Below are 23,792 nucleotides of genomic sequence, written 5' to 3'. Positions count from 1 at the left end.
ATAATAAAAAATATTATATGGAGGAGATTTTTTATGGGAATTAAATTAGCATTGAGATATTTTATTAATAAAAAAAAGAATACATACACACTTCTAGCGAGTATCGTGGTAGCTGTCGTCCTGATATTTTCAGTAAGGGTAATATTTTCTTCTGGTTTTGATTCGCAGATTAAGGAAGCACTAGACTTAAATGGAAATTATGACGTTTTTGTGAATGACGTAAATAAAAATGTAATTGATAGTATAAAGAGTGATAGTAATATAAAAAATATCTATTACACAGAAAATTTATGTTATGGGGTTGATAAAAAAAGTGGTGTAAAAATTTGTATTAATTCCTTTGATCAAGGATATATAAATACATTTAAGTACAGATTTTTGGGTAGAAAGCCTGTAAAAAAAGATGAAATAGTTATCGAAAAAGAAGCATTGTCTCAAATGGGAAAAAGAGAATTCAATGATAAAAGCGCCGATGAATTAATAGGTACAGAAATTAACTTAATGCTATTAAATAACATAAATGAAGATGGAATTCATAAATTTTATAATGAGAGTAAAAAATTTAAGATTGTAGGTATAATTGAAAAGCCTCAAAAATATTATGAACAACATAGAAATAGTATAGCAGGAATAGAAGCCAGAGGGTTCGTGTTAAATGATTCATCAATTTCAATAAAACCACTAAGTAGCTTCGATTCTGTGATATTTTTGAGAAATGGACAAACGAATAGATTCATTGGAAAAATGATTGATGAACTAAAGTTAGATAATGAAACCATTTATGAAAATATTGAATCATCCTACCTCAAATCACTTAAAGAACATCCAACTATTAAGATGGATAACTTAAAAAATACAATTTTATTATTATTGGTATCAACTATGGTTATCTATAACATTTTCAGTATTATTCTAAGTGAAATGCTACCTGAAATTGGTATTTTGAGAGCACTTGGAATGAAGAAAAAAGCGATTAAATTAATGTTAATTACGTATAGTTTACTATTTATTCTTGTAGGGACTACTCTAGGTATTGCGTTTGGAGTTTTTGTATCATATATGAGCTTGAAATTTATATATGAATACAATACTGTTTTATCAATAGGTATGGAAAATATAATTCAATCTTTTTTCGTATCAATAGTTGCAATATCAATTAGTAGTATAATATTGTTTTCTAAAATATTAAAGTTGGAAATAGTTGATGCAATAAGAAATTCTAAAGCAAAAAAAGATACAAAATTTAGAAAAACGTTGACTGGGAATAGTGCCATTCTGAATTTAATAAAGATGAATATTTTTGATGATTTGGCTAAATCAATAATCACTATACTAGCTATGACATTGGTAAGCACTGTATTTATTGTTTCTCTAGGGAAGCAAGAGATGAATGAAAAAAATTCACAATTGGGTATACTTAGTGGGGTATCAGGAATGTCATATGGTGAGGTAGATAAAAAAATTTATGGATCTGATAGAGCAAGCTTTGATTTATTCTATAGTGTGGACAAGAGTATTATTAAAAGAATTGATAAAATGGATGAAATTGAAAGTATTGATAAATGTTTTAATTTGAAAAATTCATATATTTTAATTTCGAAGGACCGACTTTCTAACGATTATAAGGATGAGTTAAATAGATTAAAATATGATTCCTCTACTGAATTTCCTCTATACGTTAGAGGCTATAGTGATAAGATGTTGGTTGATAGAAAACGATTTATTCATGAAGGGAATAATATACTAAGCGAGCAGAAAACAGGTTACATAAACTGTATTTTAGTGAATAATGCATATTCTAGATTGAATCATAGCTTCGATACTACTGTAATCAAAGATTTGAAAGTTGGGGATTTATTGGAAGTCAAAATACCACATAGAGAAAATGATGGAATAGTTTATAAAAAAGAAAAAATCTATGTGTGTGGTATTATGAATAAAGAGTATTCTGCTAGTCAAGATGGAAATAGAGGTGCTACTAGAGGTGCACAAGTTATTTTAAAGGAAGAAGACTATAGGAGAATAACAGGTCAAAGTGAATATAATACAGTTTTTATAAAATCAACAAATAGTAATTTGACTAAATTAGACAAAACATTGAACGATATCACAGATAAACACTCATTTACGACAATAGGAGGAAAAGGCGAGGAGGATAAGTTTGTTGACAATCAACAAAGATTTTATAATAATATAAATATTATCTATCAAATTATAACAATTGGAATATTACTAATTCAAGGCATAGTTGTAATTAGGAGTAAAATTCTAGTAAGGTATAGAGAATTATATATTTTGAAAAATATAGGTATGAGTTATAAAAAAATGAAGAGGATGTTTGTTTTCGAGAGTGAGCTATATTGTGTTAGTGCATTTGTAGTTAGTAGTATTATTGCTTGTACAATTCATAATGTAGGCATTTTGAAATTGAACAATATATTGAAATCAGCTGGGTACAATAGATTTATTCAGTATGAAATACCACTTTTCCAAATAGCTATAATTTTTGTGGTATTCGTATTAATAGGATATATTTCTGTTGTTTTATCACAATCAAAATTGAAAAAACTTTAAGCTAGTTTATTTCAAGTATTTATATAGGGAGAGAGAAATTATGACAGTATTAATCGCAAAGGAATTGAAAAAATATTATGGAAAAGAAAGTAGTATAGTAAAGGCTGTTGATGGGATATGTCTTGAAATAGAGGAAGGTGATTTTACAGCAGTAATAGGTACAAGCGGTTCAGGAAAGACAACTTTATTACATTGTATGGCAGGACTAGACAAACCCACGTCAGGAGAGGTAATCTTGAAAGATAAAAATATCTATGATCTAAACGACGATGAGCTGTCAAAAATTAGAAGGAGAGAATTTGGATTCGTTTTTCAGAGCTTCAACCTAATTCCTGTTTTAAACATATATGATAATATAGTACTGCCAGTTCAACTGGATGGAAAAAAAGAGGATAAAGAATATATTTTGAAGTTGGTTGAGAGAGTAGGTTTATCCGATCAATTAAAGAAATTTCCAAATGAATTATCTGGAGGTCAACAGCAGAGAGTGGCTATATGTAGAGCCTTAGCGAATAAACCGTCTATAATATTTGCTGATGAACCAACTGGAAATTTGGATAGCAAGACTACAGAGGATGTAATGACTCTATTTGGCGATATGGTAAGAGAATTTAATCAGACACTACTTATGATAACTCACGATGAAAAAGTCGCATCCAAGGCTGATAGAATAATCACGATAAGCGATGGAAAGATAATAAGTGATGAAAGAACTGAAAGAACTGAAAGAACTGAAAGAACCAAAAAAGCCGATTAAATATACCTAGTAGATAAAATGGGAGTATTGACTTGCTTCATTTCAGAAGAAGTAGATACCCCCATTTGTTTTGATTTTATAAACGACTCATATTTTACAATAGCTATTCACAATATAGGCGAAAAATACTAACCTTTACCAATAGGGTATGCAAAATATAAAAATCCCTTTTTTGTAACACCCCACACATAATCATTTGCGAATGAATTATGCTTTACATCTTCCTTAATTATAAAGAACTTTTTTTCAGCTGATGTATCTTTTTGGTTTATTTCATGAATGTCTGAAAAAACTAATTCGATAGCACTCCCATTAAATAGAGTAATAAGCCGAGTTCTAATTGCAATACTTGGACTTATGTGGGATATTATAAAGGCAAGTATTAAAATCGTAATAATCACAGTGATTTTTTTCTTCATAACTAAAACCTCACATTCATAAAACTTATATTTAGTTTTGTGTAGCTATATGAATACATATAGAATCCACTTTTTAAAAATGATAACTAACGAGCTATAAGTTGAGCATAATTTAGCATAAATAATAAAACAAGTCAATAGTTTCTAGCTATTTTTGTTGTTATTTTGTGATAATGTCACCTTAAGATTATTCTATAATATATTATTGGTGTAACATATGTATTGACAAATAAGAAATAATGATTAAAAAAATAGAAATAATCACTTGAAAAAAGTATTATATTATGATATCCTAATTGAGATATATGCAAGAGGGGTCGTGCTGTGACACGGCGGCATAAAAATTAATAGATTAAGTCTTTTAAGCTGGTCCAGAGAGACTGGAAAGGATAAAACTGTAGATTTGTATAAGATATCGTCGTATGGAATTTTTCTATACTGTTTTGGAGTATCTTTATGTAGGTTATTACCGTCCTTACACTCTGGTGTGGGGACGTTTTTTTATGTGAATTTGCTAGGCTTAATCGGAATGGAGTAAAAATGGTAAACGGCAAGGAAAAGTTAATAGTAGCTATTGATACAGATGATTATGAAAAAGCAGTAAATCTAATAGACTCATTGGAAGATAGTGTGGATATTTTCAAGGTTGGTCTTGAAAACTATATTGCATCTAGGGGCAAAACTGTAGATTATCTTAAATCTAAGGGCAAGAAAATATTTTTGGATCTAAAATTCCACGACATTCCAAATACGATGAAGTCGGCTGTCAAGGCGGCTATCAGAGAAGGAGTTTGGCTGATGACCATCCATGTTTCAGATATGGAGGGTATGAAACAGTGTGCTAACATTGCAAAGGAAGAGTCTGAGAGGTTGGGTATAGAGAAGCCACTGATTGTTGGTGTAACAGTTTTGACTTCGCTTAGTGACAATGATTTGAAAGATATCGGCTGTGATATGAATACTCAAGATTTGGCGATTAAAAGGGCGAAATTGGCAAAGGAGGCAGGTCTTGACGGAGTAGTTTGTTCAGCAAGAGAAGTGAGTAAAATAGTTGAGGCTTGCGGTAAGGATTTTGTCACAGTTTGTCCAGGTATTAGACCAGCTAGTGCTGAGGTAGGGGATCAGAAGAGAGTTGTGACTCCTAGTGAGGCAATTCTGAATGGAGCAAGTGTTTTGGTTGTTGGCAGACCGATAACTCAAGCAAGTGTACCTAGTGAATCGGCGAATAAGATAGTAAAAGAAATAGAATCAGTATTATAATTAGGAGGCTCAAATGAAAGGCAGATTAATTTTAGAAGATGGCACTATATTTGTAGGGAAAGTATTTGGATACGTTGAGGACAGTGTTGGAGAGGTAGTATTCAATACATCGATGACTGGGTATCAAGAAATACTGACTGATCCATCATATTACGGGCAAATAGTGACGATTACCTATCCTTTGGTAGGAAACTATGGAATCAATCTAGAAGACAAAGAGTCTGAAACTGTTAAAGTAAGTGGATTCATTGTCAGAGAAAAGAGTGATTTACCATCAAATTTCAGATGCGAAATGGATTTGGATACATACCTAAAGCAAAGTAAGGTTATAGGCTTAGAGGGAATAGATACGAGAGCTCTTACAAAAATACTTAGAAATAAAGGTACTATGAGAGGGATAATCACAACGGAACATTCAAAGCTGAGTGATGTTCAGAGTAGATTGGATGCGTATGACAATACACAGGCAGTTAGAATAGTTGGAAGAAAAAAAATTGAGCATATACCAGGAACTGGCAAAAAAGTAGCAATTATGGATTTCGGAGTTAAGGAAAATATAATAAGAAACTTCAAGAAGAGAAATTGTGATATCACTATTTTCCCTGCAGAAACAACAGCGGATGAAATATTGAATACTAATCCAGATTTGATATTCTTGTCAAATGGACCTGGCGATCCGGCTGATCTTCAAGATATTGTAGACAATGTGAAGAATATGATAGGCAAAAAGCCGGTTGTAGGAATTTGTCTAGGTCATCAGATATTGGGAATTGCACTGGGTGGAAAGACTGGTAAATTAAAATTTGGTCATAGAGGTGGAAATCATCCAGTGAAAGATTTTGAAGAAAATAAAATATTTATCACATCTCAAAATCATGGATATTATGTAAATGAAATCCCAGAAAATGTGACGATAACTCAGGTGAATTTAAATGATAATACTGTGGAGGGAATGAGACACAATACCTTGCCTATCTACAGCGTTCAGTACCATCCAGAAGCGTGTCCAGGACCAAATGATTCTGAATATGTATTTGATAAATTTATGGAATTAGCAGAGTAGAATTAGAGATACAGAAAAGGAGAAAAAATATGCCTAAAATAGATAGTATAAAGAAAACATTAGTACTTGGATCAGGTCCAATAATTATTGGGCAAGCAGCAGAGTTTGATTATTCGGGAACTCAGGCTTGTCAGGCTTTAAAGGAAGAGGGTATAGAGGTCGTATTGATAAATTCAAACCCTGCGACAATAATGACAGATCAAGAGATAGCAGATCACATATATATAGAGCCATTGACAATAGACTTTATTGAAAAGATTATTGCGAAAGAAAGACCGGATAGCTTGCTTGCAGGTATGGGTGGGCAAACTGGATTGAATTTGGCTGTGGAATTGCATGACAAGGGTATTCTGGATAAATATGGCGTAAAGATAATAGGTACTTCTGTTGAATCGATTAAAAAGGGCGAGGATAGAGATACATTTAGAGAAGTGATGAATGAAATAGGTCAGCCAGTAATTGAAAGTGATATTGTTACAACTCTTGAGGATGGTTTGAGCTATGCCAAAAAAATAGGATATCCCGTTGTTGTCAGACCGGCGTATACATTGGGTGGTACTGGTGGAGGTATTGCTGACAATGAAGAGGAGTTGCGAGAAACATTGACTCATGGACTTCAGCTAAGCCCAGTAACTCAGTGCTTGATAGAAAAGAGTATCAAGGGATGGAAAGAAATAGAATACGAGGTTATGAGAGATTCTAACGGCAACTGTATAACTGTTTGTAATATGGAAAATATAGATCCAGTAGGTGTTCATACTGGTGATTCAATAGTAGTTGCACCTAGTCAGACTCTTTCAAATGTCGAGTATCAACTATTGAGAACGGCATCTTTGGATATAATTGATGCCATAGGTGTTGAGGGGGGCTGTAATGTGCAGATAGCTCTTAATCCAGATAGCTTTGAATATGCGATTATTGAAATTAATCCGAGAGTTTCCAGATCATCTGCTCTTGCTTCAAAGGCAACAGGTTATCCAATTGCCAAGGTTGCAGCCAAAATAGCTCTTGGCTATACACTTGACGAGATTCAAAATGCTGTTACAAAGAAAACTAATGCTTGTTTTGAACCGACTCTTGATTATGTAGTTGTGAAGATTCCAAAATGGCCATTTGATAAGTTCAAGCACGCAAACAGAAAGCTTGGAACAAAGATGATGGCAACTGGTGAAATAATGAGTATAGGGGCAAATTTTGAGGCAGCGTTTTTAAAGGGAATTAGATCGCTTGAAACTGGAAAATACTCATTGGTACACAAGGCCTCTGAGCTTAAAAATTTATCAGAATTAAAGGTGAGTATAGTAGTTCCAGATGATGAGAGAATTTTTGACCTTGCTGAAATGATCAGAAGAGGCTACAAGATAGAGATGATATCTCAAATAACTGGTATGGATGAATGGTTTTTAAATAAGTTTAAATGGATAGTCGAGCAAGAGGAAAAGCTAAAGGTAATGAGTATTGAAGATATTTCAAAGGACTATCTTTTGGAGCTAAAGAAAAAGGGATTTTCTGATAAGGGAATAAGCGATTTGATGAAAATCGATTCTGAAGATATTTTAGAGCTAAGATCATTGTACAAGATTCAACCATCATATAAGATGGTAGATACTTGTGGTGGTGAATTTGAAGCACTGTCACCGTACTATTATTCAACATATGAGCAGTTTGATGAGGTTGAAGTATCTGATAAGAAAAAGATAATTGTCTTGGGATCTGGTCCAATCAGAATAGGTCAAGGAATAGAGTTTGACTATTGTTCAGTTCACTGTGTAAAATCTTTAAGAAAGCTAGGTGTTGAAACAATAATTATAAACAACAATCCAGAAACAGTTAGTACAGACTTTGATACATCCGACAAGCTGTATTTTGAACCATTAACTGAGGAGGATGTTTACAATATCATCAAAAAAGAAAATCCAGATGGTGTGATACTACAGTTTGGAGGACAGACTGCGATAAAGCTGGCAAAATTCCTTTCTGAAAAAAATGTGAAAATATTTGGAACAGATTTCAAGGATATAGATGCAGCAGAGGACAGAGAAAAGTTTGACGATCTTTTGGAAAGATTAAATATCAATAGACCAAAGGGAAAAGGTGTGTGGTCGGTTTCTGAAGGTGTGGAAGTAGCTACGGAATTAGGTTATCCGGTGTTGGTTAGACCATCTTATGTTCTTGGTGGACAAGGAATGGAAATCACTTATGACGAGGTTAGACTAACTCAATATCTTGAAGATGCATTTGAAAGAGATGCTATAAATCCGGTTCTAATAGATAAGTATCTAACAGGTCGTGAAATAGAAGTCGACGCAATATGCGACGGTCAAGATATACTGATACCTGGAATTATGGAGCATCTTGAAAGAGCAGGTGTTCACTCTGGAGATAGCATCACGATGTACCCAAGTCAGAGAATTTCTGACAAGATAAAGGATAAGATTTATGAATATACAAAAATGATGGCATTAAATCTAAATGTAATAGGAATGGTAAATATTCAGTTTATTGAGTACAAGGATGAGCTGTACATAATAGAGGTAAATCCTAGAGCGAGCCGTACCGTACCGTATATTTCAAAGGTCAGTGGTGTTCCAATCGTGGATTTGGCGACAAGGTGTATGCTAGGCGAAAGGCTACAGGACTTGGGGTACGGAGTTGGCGTATATAAAACTCCAAAGCATATATGTGTAAAGGTACCTGTATTCTCAATGTCAAAATTATCAAAGGTAGAGGTGAGTCTTGGTCCAGAAATGAAATCAACAGGAGAAGTATTGGGTGTAGGAGAAACTCTAGAAGAGGCTTTATACAAAGGATTTTTGGCATCAGGTCAAAGAGTATCAGATGAAAACAAGAAGGTTTTGGCAACTATAAACAACAACGATAAGGAAGAATTTATCGAAATAGCCAAGGGCATGAGTGAGTTGGGTTACCAATTTATTGCCACAGAAGGTACTGCGAAGGCTCTAATAAATGCTGGTGTCAGTTGTGATGTGGTAAATAGGGTTGAAGAACCAAGACCGAATATTTTGGATGTAATTAGAAATAAACAGGTTGATTTGGTGATAAATACACCTACAAAGGGGAATGATTCAACTAGAGATGGATTTAAAATAAGAAGAACTGCGATAGAATTTCAGACGGAAATTATGACGTCATTAGACACATTAAAAGCAATGGTGGCTGTAAATAGAAAACACGTAAGCTCTGAGATGATGAAGGTTTATAGCTTGAATGATATAAACAGTGCTGAATAGTATTTTCTAAATTCTATGTGTGCATATTGTTTTTTATGTGTGTATACTGTTTTTTATGTGTGTATACTGTTTGTACGGTATTGACAATCTAAGTGAATATGATATAATGTGGCGGTATAAAGAGCATTTAGGCTTTTTATGCCGCTGTTTTGTCGAGTATATTTTTTTGGAGGGCATTTTATGGATTTTTTTAAAAGACTTTGCAAGCTAATTGTAGGACTATTTTTATATGCGTTGGGAATTATGGTGACCATAAATGCCAATATAGGATACTCTCCATGGGATGTATTTCATGTCGGGGTTTCCAAAGCGACTGGTTTATCACTAGGTACTATATCAATATCAGTAGGATTTATAATAGTGATAATAACATCACTTTTGGGAGAAAAATTTGGTATTGGTACAATATTAAATATGATATTGATAGGTGTATTTATCGACATAATTATTAAGCTAGATTTTTTGCCAGTAGGAAAGAGCTTTTTACAAGGGATAGCTATGTTGCTGATCGGTTTGGAAATTATAGCATTTGCAACATATTTTTATATTTCGCCAGGATTTGGTGCTGGACCAAGAGATGGGTTGATGGTTGCTCTATCTAGAAAATTAGGGTTATCAATAGGTATATGCAGAAGCATAATTGAATTTGTCGCAGCTATTGGAGGTTATTTCTTGGGAGGAATGTTAGGAGTCGGAACGGTAATTGCAGTTTTGTCGATAGGTTTTTTGGTTCAAAATACTTTTAAAATAATAGGCTTTGATCCAAAGGCAATAAAGCATGAGAGTGTTAAGACCACAATATCAAATTTAACTAAAAAAAGATAGTTTGTATTTAAGGGGCTGATTTACAAGCTCCTTTTTTGTTTGTAACATTTGATATTGCTAATATTAGATTAATAAAATTTATTGATAATAATAGCTTTTTTTCAAAAAAATCATAAAAAAGAAAAAAAATACAAAAAACATATTGACAAAAGAATTTAATAGGTATAGAATTGTATTTAATTCCTAGTAATTTAATCGGAATTAAAAATAATATTTTACAGTAAGGAGAAGTTGACATGAAGAATATAGTATCGAAAAATTTAATAAGCATTGTTTTCGGAGAATTTTCTTCTTGTTGTTGCTGTTGTTGTAGATAATCTTTTGTATAATTGTTTACCTTGACGATGACAACAAATTGAATTGATAAGTTGTCTGAGCTGGGTGAATAGTTATAGTCTTTGAGCATACATTCTATCTATTGAATGTTCTATGTATAAACCCAAATTAGAATTAAAAAATTAAAGTAAAAAATAATTAGGTAAAAATTTGAATATGTGAATTAGTGTTGGATTGCAACTATGTACAGTGTTGCCATGTTTTTTGGTACATTTATTTGGATTTTCATGTTTAAAAATCCATGCGTACATAGATTGGTTTAAATACTTTAATAATAATTTAATATAATAAAAATTTGAATGTAATTTTGAATATGATTTTGAAAGGAAAAGAATTATGAAAAAGAATGTAGTTGAATTAATAGGAAATACACCAATAGTTAATATAGCAAGAGTAAATGAAAATATATATTTAAAATTGGAAGGAAAGAATCCAGGTGGATCTGTAAAGGATAGAGCGGTATTAGGTATGATTCTTGGGATGGAAGAAAGAGGAGAATTAAAGTCTGGAGATAAAATTGTCGAAGCTACAAGTGGTAACACAGGTATTGCAACAGCGATGATAGGAAAAAACAGAGGTTATGATGTAACAATCATAATGCCAGAATCGATGAGTGTTGAAAGAAGAGCCTTGATAAAAGCATATGGTGCAGAGCTTATTTTGACAGAAGCTGCAAAGGGAATGCAGGGAACGATAGACAAGATGAACGAACTATTAAAAACTGGAGAATATAAGTCTTTAGGACAGTTCGATAATCAGGATAATCCAAATTATCATTATAAGACAACTGGACCTGAAATACTAAAGGATGTTCCTGATGCAGATATTTTTGTGGCTGGTATAGGAACAGGTGGAACTGTATCTGGAGTTGGAAAATATTTGAAAGAGAAGAATCCAAATATTAAGATTTTTGGTGTTGAGCCAGCAGCATCACCGTTAATAAACGAGAATAAGTTTGGACCGCACAAAATACAAGGTATAGGAGCAAACTTTATTCCGAAGATATATGATGGATCGATTGTAGATGAAGTGTTGACAATAACTGATGATGAAGCATTTGATGCTGCTAGAGAGGTTTCTAATAAAGAAGGTATAATGATAGGTATTTCATCAGGGGCAAATGTGGCAGCGGCTAAGAAGTTGGCTGAAAAATTCCCAGATAAAAAAATAGTAACAATATCACCAGATGGAGCAGAAAAATATTTATCTATGAATCTATTCTAGTATGGTACAAAAATACAAAAAGATTTAAATTAAGAGGTGTTTGTGATGAAACTAATAAAAAATATAGATTACATACTTGAGAATGATGCTGCTGCAAATTTCGGAAAGATAAGGTTTTTTAATAGATTGAAGGTTTTTATACTGTATCCATCAGTGCATGCACTGTTGATACATAGTATTACTCATCCGCTTCACAAGCTGGGGCTTGTGTTTATTGCTAGACTAATATCTCAAATTGGAAGGTTTTTGACAGGTATAGAGATTCATCCTGGTGCAACAATCGGTCACAGCATAATGATAGATCATGGAATGGGTGTTGTAATTGGTGAGACTGCTGAGGTTGGAAACAGAGTTGTCATCTTTCATGGCGTAACTTTGGGTGGAACTGGAAATCATACAGGTAAAAGACATCCTACAGTTGGAGATGATGTGTTTATTGGTGCAGGAACAAAGGTTTTGGGTCCTATTAATATAGGAAACAATGTAAAAATTGGTGCAAACAGCGTGGTGCTAAAAGATATTCCAGATGGATCTACAGTAGTTGGTATACCAGCGAAGGTAGTCAGGACAAGAACAGTAGAGGATTCCAAGATTATTAAGCTTAGCGATAAAATAAATATAGCTGAAAATGAAGAACGAATGATGTATTACATTTAAGTTGCTCACACAATATTTCTTTATATAAAACAAAGAGGACCAATCCATAATGGAGGTCCTTTTTGTTTTGTAATGAAGAAAATAAGTTAATATCCAAATATTAGAATAGTAATCCCTTGAAATCGGCAATAGCATTGTGTAGTAAATATATTGACATATCGATTCTATTATGATAAAGTTCGGATTAATAAGGTGTTTTATTTTTAATCGAAAAAATTCTGGAATTAAGTATTATTGGAGGGAGGTATTTTTTATGAAGAACAAATTGCTGGCTATTAGCATAGCTTTATCATGTATATTTTCATTGTCCGCTTGCAAGCAAGGTAACGTGGCGAATAACAATAGTGAAAAAAGCTTGTATGTAATACAGTCAGATCCGTCACAATCAGATTCAAAAATTATTAAATTGGATTCCGATTTGAATGTGATTGCCGAGAAAAAAGTAGATGTCAAGTCAATTGCCAAAGGTTTTAAAAATATTGATTCCGATGGAAAGAATATTTATATTACGACTGAATTTATGAATGCTTATTCTTTGAAAAATTCAAAAAAAATATTGAAATATGATACGACAAAGAATGATATTAGCTACATCAATACACCACTTCCGCTGGCGGACACTGTTAGTTGTGATAAAGAAAGTACATACACAACATATAATTGGAACGGAAAATGTAATTTGTTCAAAATAGGCATGGATGGAAAAAAAGAGGCATCTTTTACCTTTGATGAGTCTGGTTTTTCTCCATATACAAAAGTAATTGGTAATAAGTTATATGTTTCATATTCTAAAATATTAGGTAAAAGTGATCGTAGTGCAATATACTGTTTTGATAAAGATACATTAAAAAAAGAGTATTCATATTATATGGATGAGAGAGATTTTATGAGTGCGAACTCAATAATAAAAAAAGGTAATCGCATCTTTTTGGTTGGGGGATTAAATAACTCACAAAAAGAAAACGGTGTGATGCAAGTATATGATGAAGTAAAAAAAGAATACAAATCATATAAGATGGATTATAAAGCTAATAGTGCATTTTTAGTTGGCGATGACATATATATTTTCACGACTGAAACGAACGATGTTTCTTTTAATAAGGGAATAGTGTATAAATTTGATACAAAAAACGATAAGCTTCAAATGATAAAGACACTAGATAAATCTTTTTATTCAGTCGAAAGGATAGGCGATAGATATGTTTTGGTATTAAGAAATAAACTGTATCTGTTAGATGATAGCTTTAAAATAATTAAGGAAATTGATTTAAAAAATGATTATAATTTGGAAATAATTGCCGTATAATTGAAATGTATTCTTAATTTTACAGCTCCAGTTGAATTTGGCTGGGGCTGTTTTTACCGTTTGTGACACTTTTTGTACCATTCATAACATATTAATGATTTACTCTAAAAAATATAGTATAATATTTATATCAAAACTTTTTAAAATTAATTTTATTGGGGGCGTTTTTGTTTTTCAGATTCTAACAATATAGTGAGAATCTTGTTAGTGGGGGTTTACGAATATGTTTATAGGAAAAAATAGAGGGTTTTTTAGACGATTTCAAAAAGAGGTATTAAATAAAAACAATCCATTTACGATATACACATATATTTTTATATTAATGGCTTTTATAATTTTAGTGATGCTAAAATTCAATGGATTGAGCTTAATCTATAAGGGAGATGCACTATCTCAACATTTTCCGAGTCAGTTTTATCTGATAAAGACGATAAATGACTTTTTCTTCGATTTTGCTAGGAATATTGAGTCTTTTAATTTCAAATTGGGATTTGGTAGTGATTCTCTTTTCACATACTATCATTATGGATTATTTGATCCATTGAATATCTTATTGATTCCGTTAAAAAATGTGGATCCAGTAGTTGTATATTCAATCAGGATAATCTTTAGGCTATATGCTTCAGGTGTCTGTTTTATAATTATGTGCAGATATTTTTTACGTATAAGACATGAGGATAGGTCAGTTGTTTCTATTTCTTTAGGTGCGATTATTTACGTTTTTTCAAATTATCCTTTATCAAGTGGAGTAACTCATCCATACTTCGGATATAGTACCATATTGCTACCGTTGATGATAATAGGAGCTTCAAAACTGATACGTGATAACAGCAAAAAGATGTTCGTTATAACAAGCTTTTTGTCCATAGTAGTCAATTTCTATTTTGCATATATTATTGCGTTTCAGATATTAATATACGCTATCGTGTATATAATTAAGGTTACAAAGGGCAAAAATAAAAGATTTATAGTTGGATTTAGATTATTTTTTAGAGGTATATACAGCTATCTTATTGCAGTACTGTTATCGGCTTGCGTTATATTTCCGATGATATACGGAATAGTAAACAGTATCAGAAATAATTCGATTTGCATAGATCTACCAATAATTACTCAAAGACATATTGTTTTGAGATATTTTTTCGATTTTTTTAAAATTCCAAGAGCAGGCGATGCTGTTACTGCGGGAATTGCCATTGTTACTTTGTTCACGATTTCTTTATTATTTTGCAGTAAAGGAAGGACAAAACTAAAGCTTTTGTGTGCCATTGTAGTTGTGGCAGTTTTCGTTCCAAAATTTCAAAGTGCAATGACCGGTTTTTCATATGCCAATTACAGGTGGACCTTTGCTGTTGCATTATTGGTTTCTTACATATTTGTGGAAATGTTTGATGAGCTGACAGGGTTGAATAATAAGGAAAATAAAAAGATGTTGTACGTATGTTATGCATATATGTTTTTGTATGTAGTATATGCCATTCATTTGTTTTTCAAAAAGAGCTATCCAGAGTCACTTGTTTTGGCGATGCTGGATGTAAGTGGATTAATAGTTTTTCTATCGTATACATATGTGCTGGTATATAAAAACGGTAATAAAAAAAGACGCTATTTGATTGCTATGACAGTTGTGACAATATGTATGTCTATGTGCGTCTATGTTGGAAAAGCATCAATTGCAGGGGTATTGGCAAAAACGAAATCCGTTAGAAATATGATAACCAGCAGGGAGCTGATAGAGCTATCAAATGTGAGTGGTAGTATTTTTGAGAGAGTAGATAACAGTGATCCAAGAAGCATGAATTTTTCCGATATTTATGGTTATGGTAGCTCGTCAATCTATTATAGTATTGAGAATAAAAATTTGTCGATGTTTAACTTGATTATGAAAAATTCAAAGGCAGCTCCGGTAACTCTTATGAACAACATGGATTCAAGAGTGGCGCTAGATAATCTGATGTCAGTCAAATTCTATGTTGGAAGGAAAAAGATTCCTTATGGATACGAGCAAACCTATATGAAGGATGTGTATGTGAATAGCAATTATATACCATTCGGATTTACATATGATAGCTTTGTTGATTATAAGCAGGTTAGAGATTATTCTAGTCTTGACTTGCAAGAGCTGATGTTGAGAAGCTGCGTTGTTGAAGGTGTGGACAAAAATATCAAAAATAAGATAAAAAGTGGCAATATTGCTAGGAATGTTGAAAAAATAGGAGATAATTTGTCTGTAAAGCTAAGCTTATCAGGAAAGATAAAAACAAGTAAAAAAATAAACCTTGTGGCTGATTTGAAGGCAAATAAAAATGGTGAACTGTACTTACATTTGCCTAGTCAGGATAGCTTCAAAAATATGGATAAGCTAGAGGCAAGGGTAAATGGAGAATCCAATAGGACAAATTTTACAAAAAAGAATACTAGATGGTACTCGGGCGAAACGGATTCGTTAATTAATTTGGGCTATCTGAAAAAAGGAACTCATAAGGTCGAAATAAGTATTCCGAGTGGAGTTGAATTTGATACGAAAGATATGTCTTTTGAAATTAGAGATGTAAAATATGTTGAAGAAGCATCTAAAGTTTTATCGAAGGAATATTTGAAAAAAATTTCAACAAATTCACGTGGGTTTGAAGGTGAAATAGATGTGTCAAAGGATAAATTGATGTTTGTTTCCATACCTTATGGCGATTCTTGGAGAGCATTTGTGGATGGAAGAGAAGCTGAGATAAAGAAAGCGAATATTGGATTTATGGCGATTCATCTTGGAAAAGGAAGGCATAGAGTGAGATTTGTTTATGACAGACCTTATCAAAAAATTGGACTGATAGTTTCGCTGGGTACATTGCTTTTATTAGGTATTTTCAAACTGTACAATCTAATAAGTAAGAAATCTGTGTAGAATATCAGCACATAGCAACAAAAAATATACCATAATGTTTGCTTTTGGTGTATAATGTAGAGAAATATTATAGACAGGAGTGATTCAAATGGGAAAAATACCTTCATACAGTGAAGCATTGGAGATATTAAAGAAGTATAACAAGGAAGATTTTCATATTCAGCATGGTGAAACTGTTGGGTATGTAATGAGGTATTTTGCGAAGAAATATGATCCAGACAATGTGGATTTTTGGCAAATCGTGGGATTGTTACATGATTTAGATTTTGAAATGTATCCAGAGGAACATTGCGTAAAGCAGGTTGAATTGATGAAATCTGAGGGGCTGGATGAAAGTATAATATACTCGACAACTAGTCATGGTTACGGATTGACTGGTACGGAGTCAAAGCCGGAAAAACAAATGGAAAAAATTCTATTTGCAGCTGATGAATTGACAGGTATAGTTGGAGCAGCAGCTCTTATGAGACCTTCGAAGAGTACTCTGGACATGGAGCTAAAATCTTTGAAAAAGAAATTTAAGGATAAAAAATTTGCTGCTGGATGTTCAAGAGATGTAATTAAGCAAGGTGCAGAAAATCTAGGTTGGGAATTGGATGAACTGTTAAATGAAACTCTTGAAGCTATGAAGGAAATGGAAAGAGGACAATAAAAAAAAACCAAGCATTCTAATTTGTTAAAAAAGAATGCTTGGATATTTTTTTGTATAAAAACGTGTTTCTTATAGTGAATCTTTTGTTGGAGGTACAAATGTCCTTGTAGCTAACTCATCGTCAATCATATACAAGTTTGCTTCGTTTTCTCCTGCTCTTTTGATTTTTTTAACTAAGTTTGTAAAACTTTCTTCTTCTTCAACTTGTTCATCAATAAACCATTTTAAGAAACTGATTGTAGCATGCTCTTTTTCTTCAAGAGCAAGATCAGCTATCTTATAAATTCTTTTTGTAACCTCTTGTTCGTGTTTTAGTCCTTCTTCAAATATATTTACAAGACCTTCATATTCGAATCTAGGCTTTTCAATTCCTTCTAATTTAACACGTCCACCTTTTTGATTTACATAGTCATATATTTTTTTCGCATGACTCAATTCCTCTTCAGCTTGGATTGTAAAGAAGTTTGCTGCTCCGGAAAAATCAATATCCTCTGCATATGCTGCCATAGCAAGATAAGTGTATGCAGAATAGTATTCAAAATTAATCTGTTCATTAAGTGCTTTTTCTAAACTTTTACTTAGCATATTTTTTTACCTCCAATTAAATAATATAATTATATTATACCATTTTTAGGGAAATATAACACTTTTTTAATCACGAATCGTGATTATATGATATAATTATTTTTAATTTGTATAAGGTAAATAAGTGTATGCTTTAAAGCAAATACAATACAGAATAGATTGTTAAAGAGAAAGGAATAAATAATGATACTATTATCGGATAAATGGAAAGATTATGAGCTGATAGATATGGGAAATGGTGAAAAATTGGAAAAATGGGGAGATGTTGTTTTGAGAAGACCTGATCCACAAGTTATATGGCCCATAAATAAGGAATGGCCTCTATGGAAAAATCCTCATGGACATTATCACAGAAGCAATAGAGGTGGAGGTAGCTGGGAAGTGAAGAAAAAATACCCTGAGCAATGGAATATAAATTACGGTCCATTGAAGTTTAAAATAAAGCCTACTGGATTCAAGCATACTGGTTTATTTCCTGAGCAAGCAGCGAACTGGGATTGGATGATAGATAAGATTAAATCATCAAAGAGACCTATTAAGGTTCTCAATTTATTCGCATATACAGGAGGGGCGTCAGTGGCTTGTGCCTATGCGGGTGCAGAGGTTTGCCATGTAGATGCTGCAAAGGGTATGGTAAATTGGGCAAAAGAGAATATTGAGCTTTCAGGACTAAGGGATAGAACAGTAAGATTTATTGTAGACGATGTTTTCAAATTTGTCGAAAGAGAGGTCAGAAGAGGAAATAAATACGATGCTATTATTATGGACCCACCTTCATATGGAAGAGGACCAAAGGGAGAGGTATGGAAAATAGAGGATAAGCTGTATGAGTTTCTTGAGCTTTGTCTGAAGGTGCTGTCTGATAAGCCTCTTTTTGTATTAATCAACTCATATACAACAGGATTTTCTCCAATAGTGCTTGAGAATATTTTGCAGACTACTGTTAGAAGGCAGGTTAAGTCTGGTAAGGTTTATGCTGGAGAAATTGGTATTCCAGCGTCAAGAACAGGAATGATTCTTCCTTGTGGAATATTCGGACGTTGGGAAGCATAATACGGAGGCGATCGATGTCAAGGATAAAGCTAAACGTGATTTATGAAGATAATCATCTTTTGGTGGTTGAAAAAGTGAGAAATATATTGTCACAGGCTGATAACACTGAAGATTTGGATATGATCAATATCTGTAAGGATTACATAAAAGAAAAATATAATAAGCCGGGAAATGTATATTTAGGATTGGTTCATAGGCTGGATAGACCAGTGGGTGGAGTGATGGTTTTTGCAAAAACCTCAAAGGCTGCCTCTAGGCTATCGGATCAAATAAGACGTGGATTAATGAATAAGACATATAGGGCAGTAATTGTTGGGAACGTAGAAAAAGAAGGATATTACGAGGACTATCTTCAAAAAAATAAAAAGACAAATATTGTAAGAGTGGTAGACAAAAATACGAAAGATGCAAAGCTAGCAAAATTGTCATTTGAAAAAATTTCAAGCTGTAAAAATAATGAAAAAGAGGTCTATTCACTTGTTGAAATTGATTTGATGACTGGTAGGCCTCATCAAATAAGGGTGCAGTTTTCTAGTAGAGGAATTCCTTTGTATGGCGATCAGAGATACTCAAAATACTCATCGGTGGGTCAGCAGATAGCTTTGTGGTCTACAAGGCTAGAGTTTATTCATCCTACTACAAAGGAGAAGATGACTTTTGAGTTGTTGCCTCCAAATGAATATCCGTGGAATATTTTCTAGTAGTATAGATAGATTAAATATAGTTTGGGCTAAATTCAAGCTAGAGTAGATTTAAATAAGAGCAAATTTAAATTAGAACGGATTTAAATTAGAACAAATTTAGATTAGAGTATATTTGAACTGGATTAAACACGAATTGGAATAAAGTTTTGTTTTTTATGGGGAGAGTAGATTATGAGCTATGGTGGGTTTTATTTAAGTGATCCGATTGGAAATAATGAGTTTTCATTTAACGAGAGAGAAAACAGAAAAATATATGTGCCGAGCTTGATAAGAAAAGAGATTCATATTGACAATTTCAACTTGGATTTTGTCAAGCTTGGCGAAATCCCGAGCTTTATTGAGATTGAAGATGGCGTAGAGCGTGTTTGTTATGGTCTTGAGCATATGTACGAAATAGATCTTATCATCGATGCAGAGAAAAAGAAGAAAATATTTTTGTTTGATAATCACAATCATGCATTTTACTTTTGGTGTAGATCAATAATCAGTGGGCATTTGAAAAAAGGAAAGTCATTACTACACGTTGATCAGCATAAGGATACGAGGTTTCCATCTGATTTTGATGTAGATATCAGCAATATTGATGATGTGGTAAATTATACAAATAGAGTGCTGAATGTTGGTAATTTTATTCAGCCAGCCATGAATTTTGGAATATTTTCGGAGCTTGTAATAGTAGACTCAAAATACGGTCTGGATTTGGATATGCCTTCTGATTATATACTCGACTTAGATTTGGATTTTTTTTCGAGGGACATGGACTATATAGATCTGGATTTTCGAATTAACAGGGTAAAAGAGTATATACAGGAGACGGATTTGATTACAGTGGCTACAAGTCCATATTTTATTGAACAGGAAAGAGCGATTGATATGTTTGAACGATTGCTAAAATAATGTGGAAATTGGCTATTATTTGTGATAAAATAGTGTAGTTAGAATTAATTAGATATGAAAAAATGGTTAAAATGAATTTTTAATTTTAAAATTAACATTATATTGATAAAGAGAGGTAAATTTTATGTTATTTGAGGCATGGAGAAGCATGAGCGAAAATCATCAAAGCGAAGAAGCTGAAGTGAAGTTTTGGGAAGCTTTTTTGAAAGATGAAACAACAATATATGATGAAGTATTAAGAGAAAAAACACAGATTATTGCTGGAAAATTGAGTGATTTGGCAAGTCAGTACAAAACTACGCCGGAATTCTTTATGGGATTTTTGGATGGTATAAATGAAAGTATAGAAATGCCTTTGGAGCTTGAAAAGATTGAAAAAGATACTCAAATCAGCATTAAGATCGACTGGGAAAAATTATATTTCAACATGGTTAATGTAGAAGCACATTGGTTATATGGGCTAAAAGGCTGGGAAGATATACTACCTGAAGATTTAAGAAAAAAAATTCAGAAAGAATTTAAGAAAACAAAAATTGTTGTTAAGGAAGAAAAAATCAAAAGAAACGACCCATGTCCATGTGGAAGTGGTAAAAAGTATAAAAAATGTTGTGGCAAATAATTGACAAATTTATTGAGATATTGTAAAATATTATGTTATCTTGACAAAATACCATCCTTGTGGTATTATATTATAGTATAATACAAAAGGACGGTGATATTTTTGGCAACAACAGCTACGCTAGATAATATTAGACATACGTTGGAAAAGTATGTTGGGAACAAAATATTACTAAAGGCAGATCAAGGAAGAAAACACATTGTTACTAAAAAAGGTATACTTGAAAATTTATATCCAAGTGTTTTCGTTATTAAAATTGGCGATGATGAAAGTGGGTTTGAGAGAGTGGCATACAGCTATTCTGATTTACTTACTGAGACTGTAAAAATTAAGGTTTTTAAGAGTAACAACGCAAGTTAATAAAATTGGATACTAATATTTAGGAGCTGTGAGCATTTATTTTTGCAACGGCTCTTTTTTATGTTATAATTATAGATATGCTAAAATTTGTACATCTCTTGTGGGAGCCATGTACTTTGGGTAATTCTTTTACGGAGGTTTATTATTGATGAAAACAATTAAATTGAGGGCAAGAGCGAAAATCAATTTATCAATTAATATTAATGGAGTTTTTGAGGATGGATATCACGATGTGGAAATGGTAATGCAGTCAATAGACCTATCTGACTATATACTGATCAGAAAAAAGTCTTCAGGCTACAAGCTGACAATATCAAACTCAAATTTGATTTCTGATAAAAGAAATATAATATACAAAACATGGCAATATATGAAAGAAAAATACAAAATTGAAGAGGGTATAGAAGTTTTTTTGGAAAAGAATATACCGATAGCAGCAGGCATGGCAGGTGGAAGTGCTGATTCTGCTGCGATGTTTGTTGGAATTAATAAATTATTTGATTTGGGGCTTGATGAAAAAGAATTGATTGAGGATTCAAAAGCACTAGGCTCTGATATTGCATTTTGTATTTCTGGTGGTACTTCGTTGGCTTATGGAAAAGGTGCGGACATACAAAAGCTTAAAGCTTTGAATGAAGATATCAATATTTTGGTGTGCAAGCCGAATCAGTCTGCATCCACAAGGAAAATATATAGCAAATTTGACAGGATGTTCTTGGACGAAAAAAACAAAATTTTACTTTCCGATAATAGACTGATGAATTATACTCCAAATAACGAGAGGTTAGTCGAATTTATAAACAATGGAAAATGCATAAGCGACATTGTTAAGGCTATGGGCAACGTGTTGGAGCCTGTTACGAGAACTCTATGCTCTGATATAGATATAATAAAAAAAATCATGGATGATTCAGGAGCCATAAAAAGTATGATGAGTGGAAGTGGACCGACTGTTTTTGGTTTCTTTTCGGATAATAAAGCTTTAAAGAAATGCAGTAAAATATTGAGAAATGAATACATCAATACATATGTAACCAGACCTTCGAGTAAGGGTGTGGAAATATGTGTGTTTAATTAAGGGGAAAATATATGGATAGAAGACCGATAGGAGTTTTTGACTCCGGCTTGGGTGGTTTGACTGTTCTAAAAGAGATAAACAGATACCTTCCCAATGAAGATACAATATATTTTGGTGATACAGCCAGAGTGCCTTATGGACCGAGGTCGAAGGAAACAATAATAAAATATACTTTTCAGGCTATCAATTTCTTGAAGTCAAAGAATGTTAAGGCGATAGTCATTGCTTGCAACACAGCCACAGCCAGAGCCTTGGTAGAGGCAAATGAAAGCTATGACATTCCAATTATTGGAGTGATAGAAGCAGGGGCGAGAGCTGCTGCCAAAACTACTAAAAATAAAAAGGTTGGAATTATTGGTACTGCTGGTACAATAAATTCAAAGGCATACAATAAAGCAATAAAGAGTATAGACAAAAAAATACAGGTGATTGGTAAAGCCTGCCCACTATTTGTACCTTTGGTTGAAGAAGGATGGGCAAACAAGGAAATTTCATCGACTGCTGCACATATGTACTTGGATTCGTTGATTGAAAGAGGCGTTGACTCGCTGGTTTTGGGGTGCACGCATTATCCGATACTCAAAAGAACTATCGGTGAGGCAGTTGGTTCTGATATAAAGTTAATAAATCCTGCGAAAGAAACGGCTCTAGATATAAAGAAAAAATTAGAGGACAATAATTTGTTAAACACTTCAGAAAAAAAGGGTAATTGCAAGTATTTTGTTTCTGATATCAACGAGCAGTTTTCAAAAGTTGCAGGAGAGTTTTTGAAGAGAAAGATAACAGACTTGGAAAAAGTTGAGATTCATAGGTATTGATTAGGATTTGAAAGGGATTCGAATAGAATTTGGGTGTGATATGGATGTTAAGATTACAATAAAGACTTCTCAAGTTTTAGAAGATGGTGATATACAAACCATTGAGAGCTTTTACAGTGGAAAAAAAACTCTTAAAAGCACTGGTGTATTTCTAGATTTTGAAGAAAATGGCAGTATGAAAAAATGTCATAGAGTCATAAAGATAGGTGACGAGGAGGTTGTCATTATTAACTCAGGTGATTCTAGCTCAAAAATGAAGTTTGTGGAAAATGAAATTCATAATTCTATTTATAGAACACCTTATGGCAATTTTGATATGTCTATTTACACATACAAGATAAGGAAAAAAATTCTAGAAAATGAAGTAAAGCTAAATTTAGATTATAAAATAGAAATAAAGGGATTGATGAAAGCTAATAATAGAATAGAAATAAAGGCTATTGCGGAGGCGTAAT

The 23,792-nt window shown here is 32.7% G+C and carries 21 protein-coding genes; 19 read left to right on the top strand and 2 right to left on the bottom strand.

Annotation, left to right across the window (positions count from 1 at the left end):
- Nucleotides 1-33 precede the first annotated feature (33 nt).
- The gene (locus FYJ71_RS07470; protein ID WP_154538218.1) at nt 34-2,574 is read left to right on the top strand and encodes an FtsX-like permease family protein; all 2,541 of its coding nucleotides are present in this window, start codon (nt 34-36) and stop codon (nt 2,572-2,574) included.
- 40 nt (nt 2,575-2,614) lie between these two features.
- A complete protein-coding gene (locus FYJ71_RS07465; protein ID WP_154538216.1) occupies nt 2,615-3,331 on the top strand; it encodes an ABC transporter ATP-binding protein in 717 nt (238 codons plus the stop codon).
- Between the two features lie 128 nt (nt 3,332-3,459).
- On the opposite strand, the gene FYJ71_RS07460 is transcribed toward FYJ71_RS07465, so the two are convergent.
- Nucleotides 3,460-3,750 (bottom strand): hypothetical protein, encoded by a 291-nt coding sequence (locus FYJ71_RS07460; RefSeq protein WP_154538214.1) that lies wholly within the window; start codon nt 3,748-3,750, stop codon nt 3,460-3,462.
- A gap of 540 nt (nt 3,751-4,290) precedes the next feature.
- On the opposite strand from FYJ71_RS07460, the gene pyrF reads away from it, so the two are divergent.
- The 9 genes from pyrF to FYJ71_RS07415 all read left to right on the top strand — a co-directional run bounded on the left by pyrF (nt 4,291) and on the right by FYJ71_RS07415 (nt 17,223).
- On the top strand, nt 4,291-5,010 hold the full coding sequence (gene pyrF, locus FYJ71_RS07455; RefSeq protein ID WP_154538212.1) for an orotidine-5'-phosphate decarboxylase: 720 nt from the start codon (nt 4,291-4,293) through the stop codon (nt 5,008-5,010).
- Between the two features lie 13 nt (nt 5,011-5,023).
- Nucleotides 5,024-6,073: a glutamine-hydrolyzing carbamoyl-phosphate synthase small subunit gene (gene carA / locus FYJ71_RS07450; RefSeq protein WP_154538210.1), complete on the top strand. Its 1,050-nt coding sequence runs from the start codon at nt 5,024-5,026 to the stop codon at nt 6,071-6,073.
- 29 nt (nt 6,074-6,102) lie between these two features.
- Nucleotides 6,103-9,324, top strand: a complete 3,222-nt coding sequence (carB, locus tag FYJ71_RS07445) for a carbamoyl-phosphate synthase large subunit (protein WP_154538209.1) — start codon at nt 6,103-6,105, stop codon at nt 9,322-9,324.
- A 180-nt stretch (nt 9,325-9,504) separates the two neighbouring features.
- Entirely contained in the window at nt 9,505-10,149 is a 645-nt protein-coding gene (locus tag FYJ71_RS07440; RefSeq protein ID WP_154538207.1) for a YczE/YyaS/YitT family protein, read from the top strand.
- A gap of 672 nt (nt 10,150-10,821) precedes the next feature.
- A complete protein-coding gene (gene cysK, locus FYJ71_RS07435) occupies nt 10,822-11,709 on the top strand; it encodes a cysteine synthase A (protein WP_154538205.1) in 888 nt (295 codons plus the stop codon).
- 45 nt (nt 11,710-11,754) lie between these two features.
- Nucleotides 11,755-12,366 carry a serine O-acetyltransferase EpsC gene (gene epsC / locus FYJ71_RS07430; RefSeq protein ID WP_154538203.1) on the top strand — a complete coding sequence of 204 codons (612 nt, stop codon included), beginning with the start codon at nt 11,755-11,757 and terminating at the stop codon, nt 12,364-12,366.
- A 253-nt stretch (nt 12,367-12,619) separates the two neighbouring features.
- A complete protein-coding gene (locus FYJ71_RS07425) occupies nt 12,620-13,672 on the top strand; it encodes a hypothetical protein (RefSeq protein WP_154538201.1) in 1,053 nt (350 codons plus the stop codon).
- Nucleotides 13,673-13,895: 223 nt separating this feature from the next.
- Nucleotides 13,896-16,571 (top strand): YfhO family protein, encoded by a 2,676-nt coding sequence (locus FYJ71_RS07420; protein WP_154538199.1) that lies wholly within the window; start codon nt 13,896-13,898, stop codon nt 16,569-16,571.
- Nucleotides 16,572-16,659: 88 nt separating this feature from the next.
- Nucleotides 16,660-17,223, top strand: a complete 564-nt coding sequence (locus tag FYJ71_RS07415; protein WP_154538197.1) for a hydrolase — start codon at nt 16,660-16,662, stop codon at nt 17,221-17,223.
- 69 nt (nt 17,224-17,292) lie between these two features.
- Here the strand turns inward: FYJ71_RS07415 and FYJ71_RS07410 are convergent, their stop codons facing one another.
- Nucleotides 17,293-17,808, bottom strand: a complete 516-nt coding sequence (locus tag FYJ71_RS07410) for a ferritin (protein ID WP_154538195.1) — start codon at nt 17,806-17,808, stop codon at nt 17,293-17,295.
- A gap of 183 nt (nt 17,809-17,991) precedes the next feature.
- Between FYJ71_RS07410 and FYJ71_RS07405 the strand changes: the two genes are divergently transcribed.
- The 8 genes from FYJ71_RS07405 (at nt 17,992) to FYJ71_RS07370 (ending at nt 23,791) form a co-directional block, all read left to right on the top strand.
- Nucleotides 17,992-18,861 (top strand): class I SAM-dependent methyltransferase, encoded by an 870-nt coding sequence (locus FYJ71_RS07405; protein ID WP_091994806.1) that lies wholly within the window; start codon nt 17,992-17,994, stop codon nt 18,859-18,861.
- A 14-nt stretch (nt 18,862-18,875) separates the two neighbouring features.
- A complete protein-coding gene (locus FYJ71_RS07400) occupies nt 18,876-19,562 on the top strand; it encodes an RluA family pseudouridine synthase (RefSeq protein ID WP_154538193.1) in 687 nt (228 codons plus the stop codon).
- A 174-nt stretch (nt 19,563-19,736) separates the two neighbouring features.
- Complete coding sequence (locus FYJ71_RS07395; protein ID WP_154538191.1) at nt 19,737-20,462, top strand: peptide arginase family protein; 726 nt, start codon at nt 19,737-19,739, stop codon at nt 20,460-20,462.
- Between the two features lie 124 nt (nt 20,463-20,586).
- Nucleotides 20,587-21,081: an SEC-C metal-binding domain-containing protein gene (locus FYJ71_RS07390; protein WP_154538190.1), complete on the top strand. Its 495-nt coding sequence runs from the start codon at nt 20,587-20,589 to the stop codon at nt 21,079-21,081.
- A 102-nt stretch (nt 21,082-21,183) separates the two neighbouring features.
- A complete protein-coding gene (locus tag FYJ71_RS07385) occupies nt 21,184-21,441 on the top strand; it encodes a Veg family protein (protein ID WP_154538188.1) in 258 nt (85 codons plus the stop codon).
- Nucleotides 21,442-21,589: 148 nt separating this feature from the next.
- Nucleotides 21,590-22,519: a 4-(cytidine 5'-diphospho)-2-C-methyl-D-erythritol kinase gene (gene ispE / locus FYJ71_RS07380; RefSeq protein WP_154538186.1), complete on the top strand. Its 930-nt coding sequence runs from the start codon at nt 21,590-21,592 to the stop codon at nt 22,517-22,519.
- An 11-nt stretch (nt 22,520-22,530) separates the two neighbouring features.
- Nucleotides 22,531-23,337, top strand: a complete 807-nt coding sequence (gene murI / locus FYJ71_RS07375) for a glutamate racemase (RefSeq protein ID WP_154538184.1) — start codon at nt 22,531-22,533, stop codon at nt 23,335-23,337.
- Nucleotides 23,338-23,377: 40 nt separating this feature from the next.
- On the top strand, nt 23,378-23,791 hold the full coding sequence (locus tag FYJ71_RS07370; RefSeq protein WP_154538182.1) for a DUF1934 domain-containing protein: 414 nt from the start codon (nt 23,378-23,380) through the stop codon (nt 23,789-23,791).
- The last annotated feature ends 1 nt before the right edge of the window (nt 23,792 follow it).

This window comes from Peptostreptococcus porci, assembly GCF_009695815.1.
In the GTDB taxonomy this organism is placed as follows: Bacteria; Bacillota; Clostridia; order Peptostreptococcales; family Peptostreptococcaceae; genus Peptostreptococcus; species Peptostreptococcus porci.
Note: the sequence above shows the minus strand (reverse complement) of the source record. Positions and strands in the feature narration are given on the sequence as shown.

Coding starts and splice junctions, on each gene's coding strand:
- FYJ71_RS07470 (WP_154538218.1), top strand. CDS start 34: ATGGGAATTAAATTAGCATTGAGATATTTTATTAATAAAAAAAAGAAT.
- FYJ71_RS07390 (WP_154538190.1), top strand. CDS start 20,587: ATGTTATTTGAGGCATGGAGAAGCATGAGCGAAAATCATCAAAGCGAA.
- FYJ71_RS07460 (WP_154538214.1), bottom strand. CDS start 3,750: ATGAAGAAAAAAATCACTGTGATTATTACGATTTTAATACTTGCCTTT.
- ispE (WP_154538186.1), top strand. CDS start 21,590: ATGAAAACAATTAAATTGAGGGCAAGAGCGAAAATCAATTTATCAATT.
- FYJ71_RS07420 (WP_154538199.1), top strand. CDS start 13,896: ATGTTTATAGGAAAAAATAGAGGGTTTTTTAGACGATTTCAAAAAGAG.
- FYJ71_RS07370 (WP_154538182.1), top strand. CDS start 23,378: ATGGATGTTAAGATTACAATAAAGACTTCTCAAGTTTTAGAAGATGGT.
- FYJ71_RS07425 (WP_154538201.1), top strand. CDS start 12,620: ATGAAGAACAAATTGCTGGCTATTAGCATAGCTTTATCATGTATATTT.
- cysK (WP_154538205.1), top strand. CDS start 10,822: ATGAAAAAGAATGTAGTTGAATTAATAGGAAATACACCAATAGTTAAT.
- pyrF (WP_154538212.1), top strand. CDS start 4,291: ATGGTAAACGGCAAGGAAAAGTTAATAGTAGCTATTGATACAGATGAT.
- FYJ71_RS07400 (WP_154538193.1), top strand. CDS start 18,876: ATGTCAAGGATAAAGCTAAACGTGATTTATGAAGATAATCATCTTTTG.
- murI (WP_154538184.1), top strand. CDS start 22,531: ATGGATAGAAGACCGATAGGAGTTTTTGACTCCGGCTTGGGTGGTTTG.
- FYJ71_RS07440 (WP_154538207.1), top strand. CDS start 9,505: ATGGATTTTTTTAAAAGACTTTGCAAGCTAATTGTAGGACTATTTTTA.
- FYJ71_RS07415 (WP_154538197.1), top strand. CDS start 16,660: ATGGGAAAAATACCTTCATACAGTGAAGCATTGGAGATATTAAAGAAG.
- FYJ71_RS07395 (WP_154538191.1), top strand. CDS start 19,737: ATGAGCTATGGTGGGTTTTATTTAAGTGATCCGATTGGAAATAATGAG.
- epsC (WP_154538203.1), top strand. CDS start 11,755: ATGAAACTAATAAAAAATATAGATTACATACTTGAGAATGATGCTGCT.
- FYJ71_RS07465 (WP_154538216.1), top strand. CDS start 2,615: ATGACAGTATTAATCGCAAAGGAATTGAAAAAATATTATGGAAAAGAA.
- FYJ71_RS07410 (WP_154538195.1), bottom strand. CDS start 17,808: ATGCTAAGTAAAAGTTTAGAAAAAGCACTTAATGAACAGATTAATTTT.
- carA (WP_154538210.1), top strand. CDS start 5,024: ATGAAAGGCAGATTAATTTTAGAAGATGGCACTATATTTGTAGGGAAA.
- carB (WP_154538209.1), top strand. CDS start 6,103: ATGCCTAAAATAGATAGTATAAAGAAAACATTAGTACTTGGATCAGGT.
- FYJ71_RS07405 (WP_091994806.1), top strand. CDS start 17,992: ATGATACTATTATCGGATAAATGGAAAGATTATGAGCTGATAGATATG.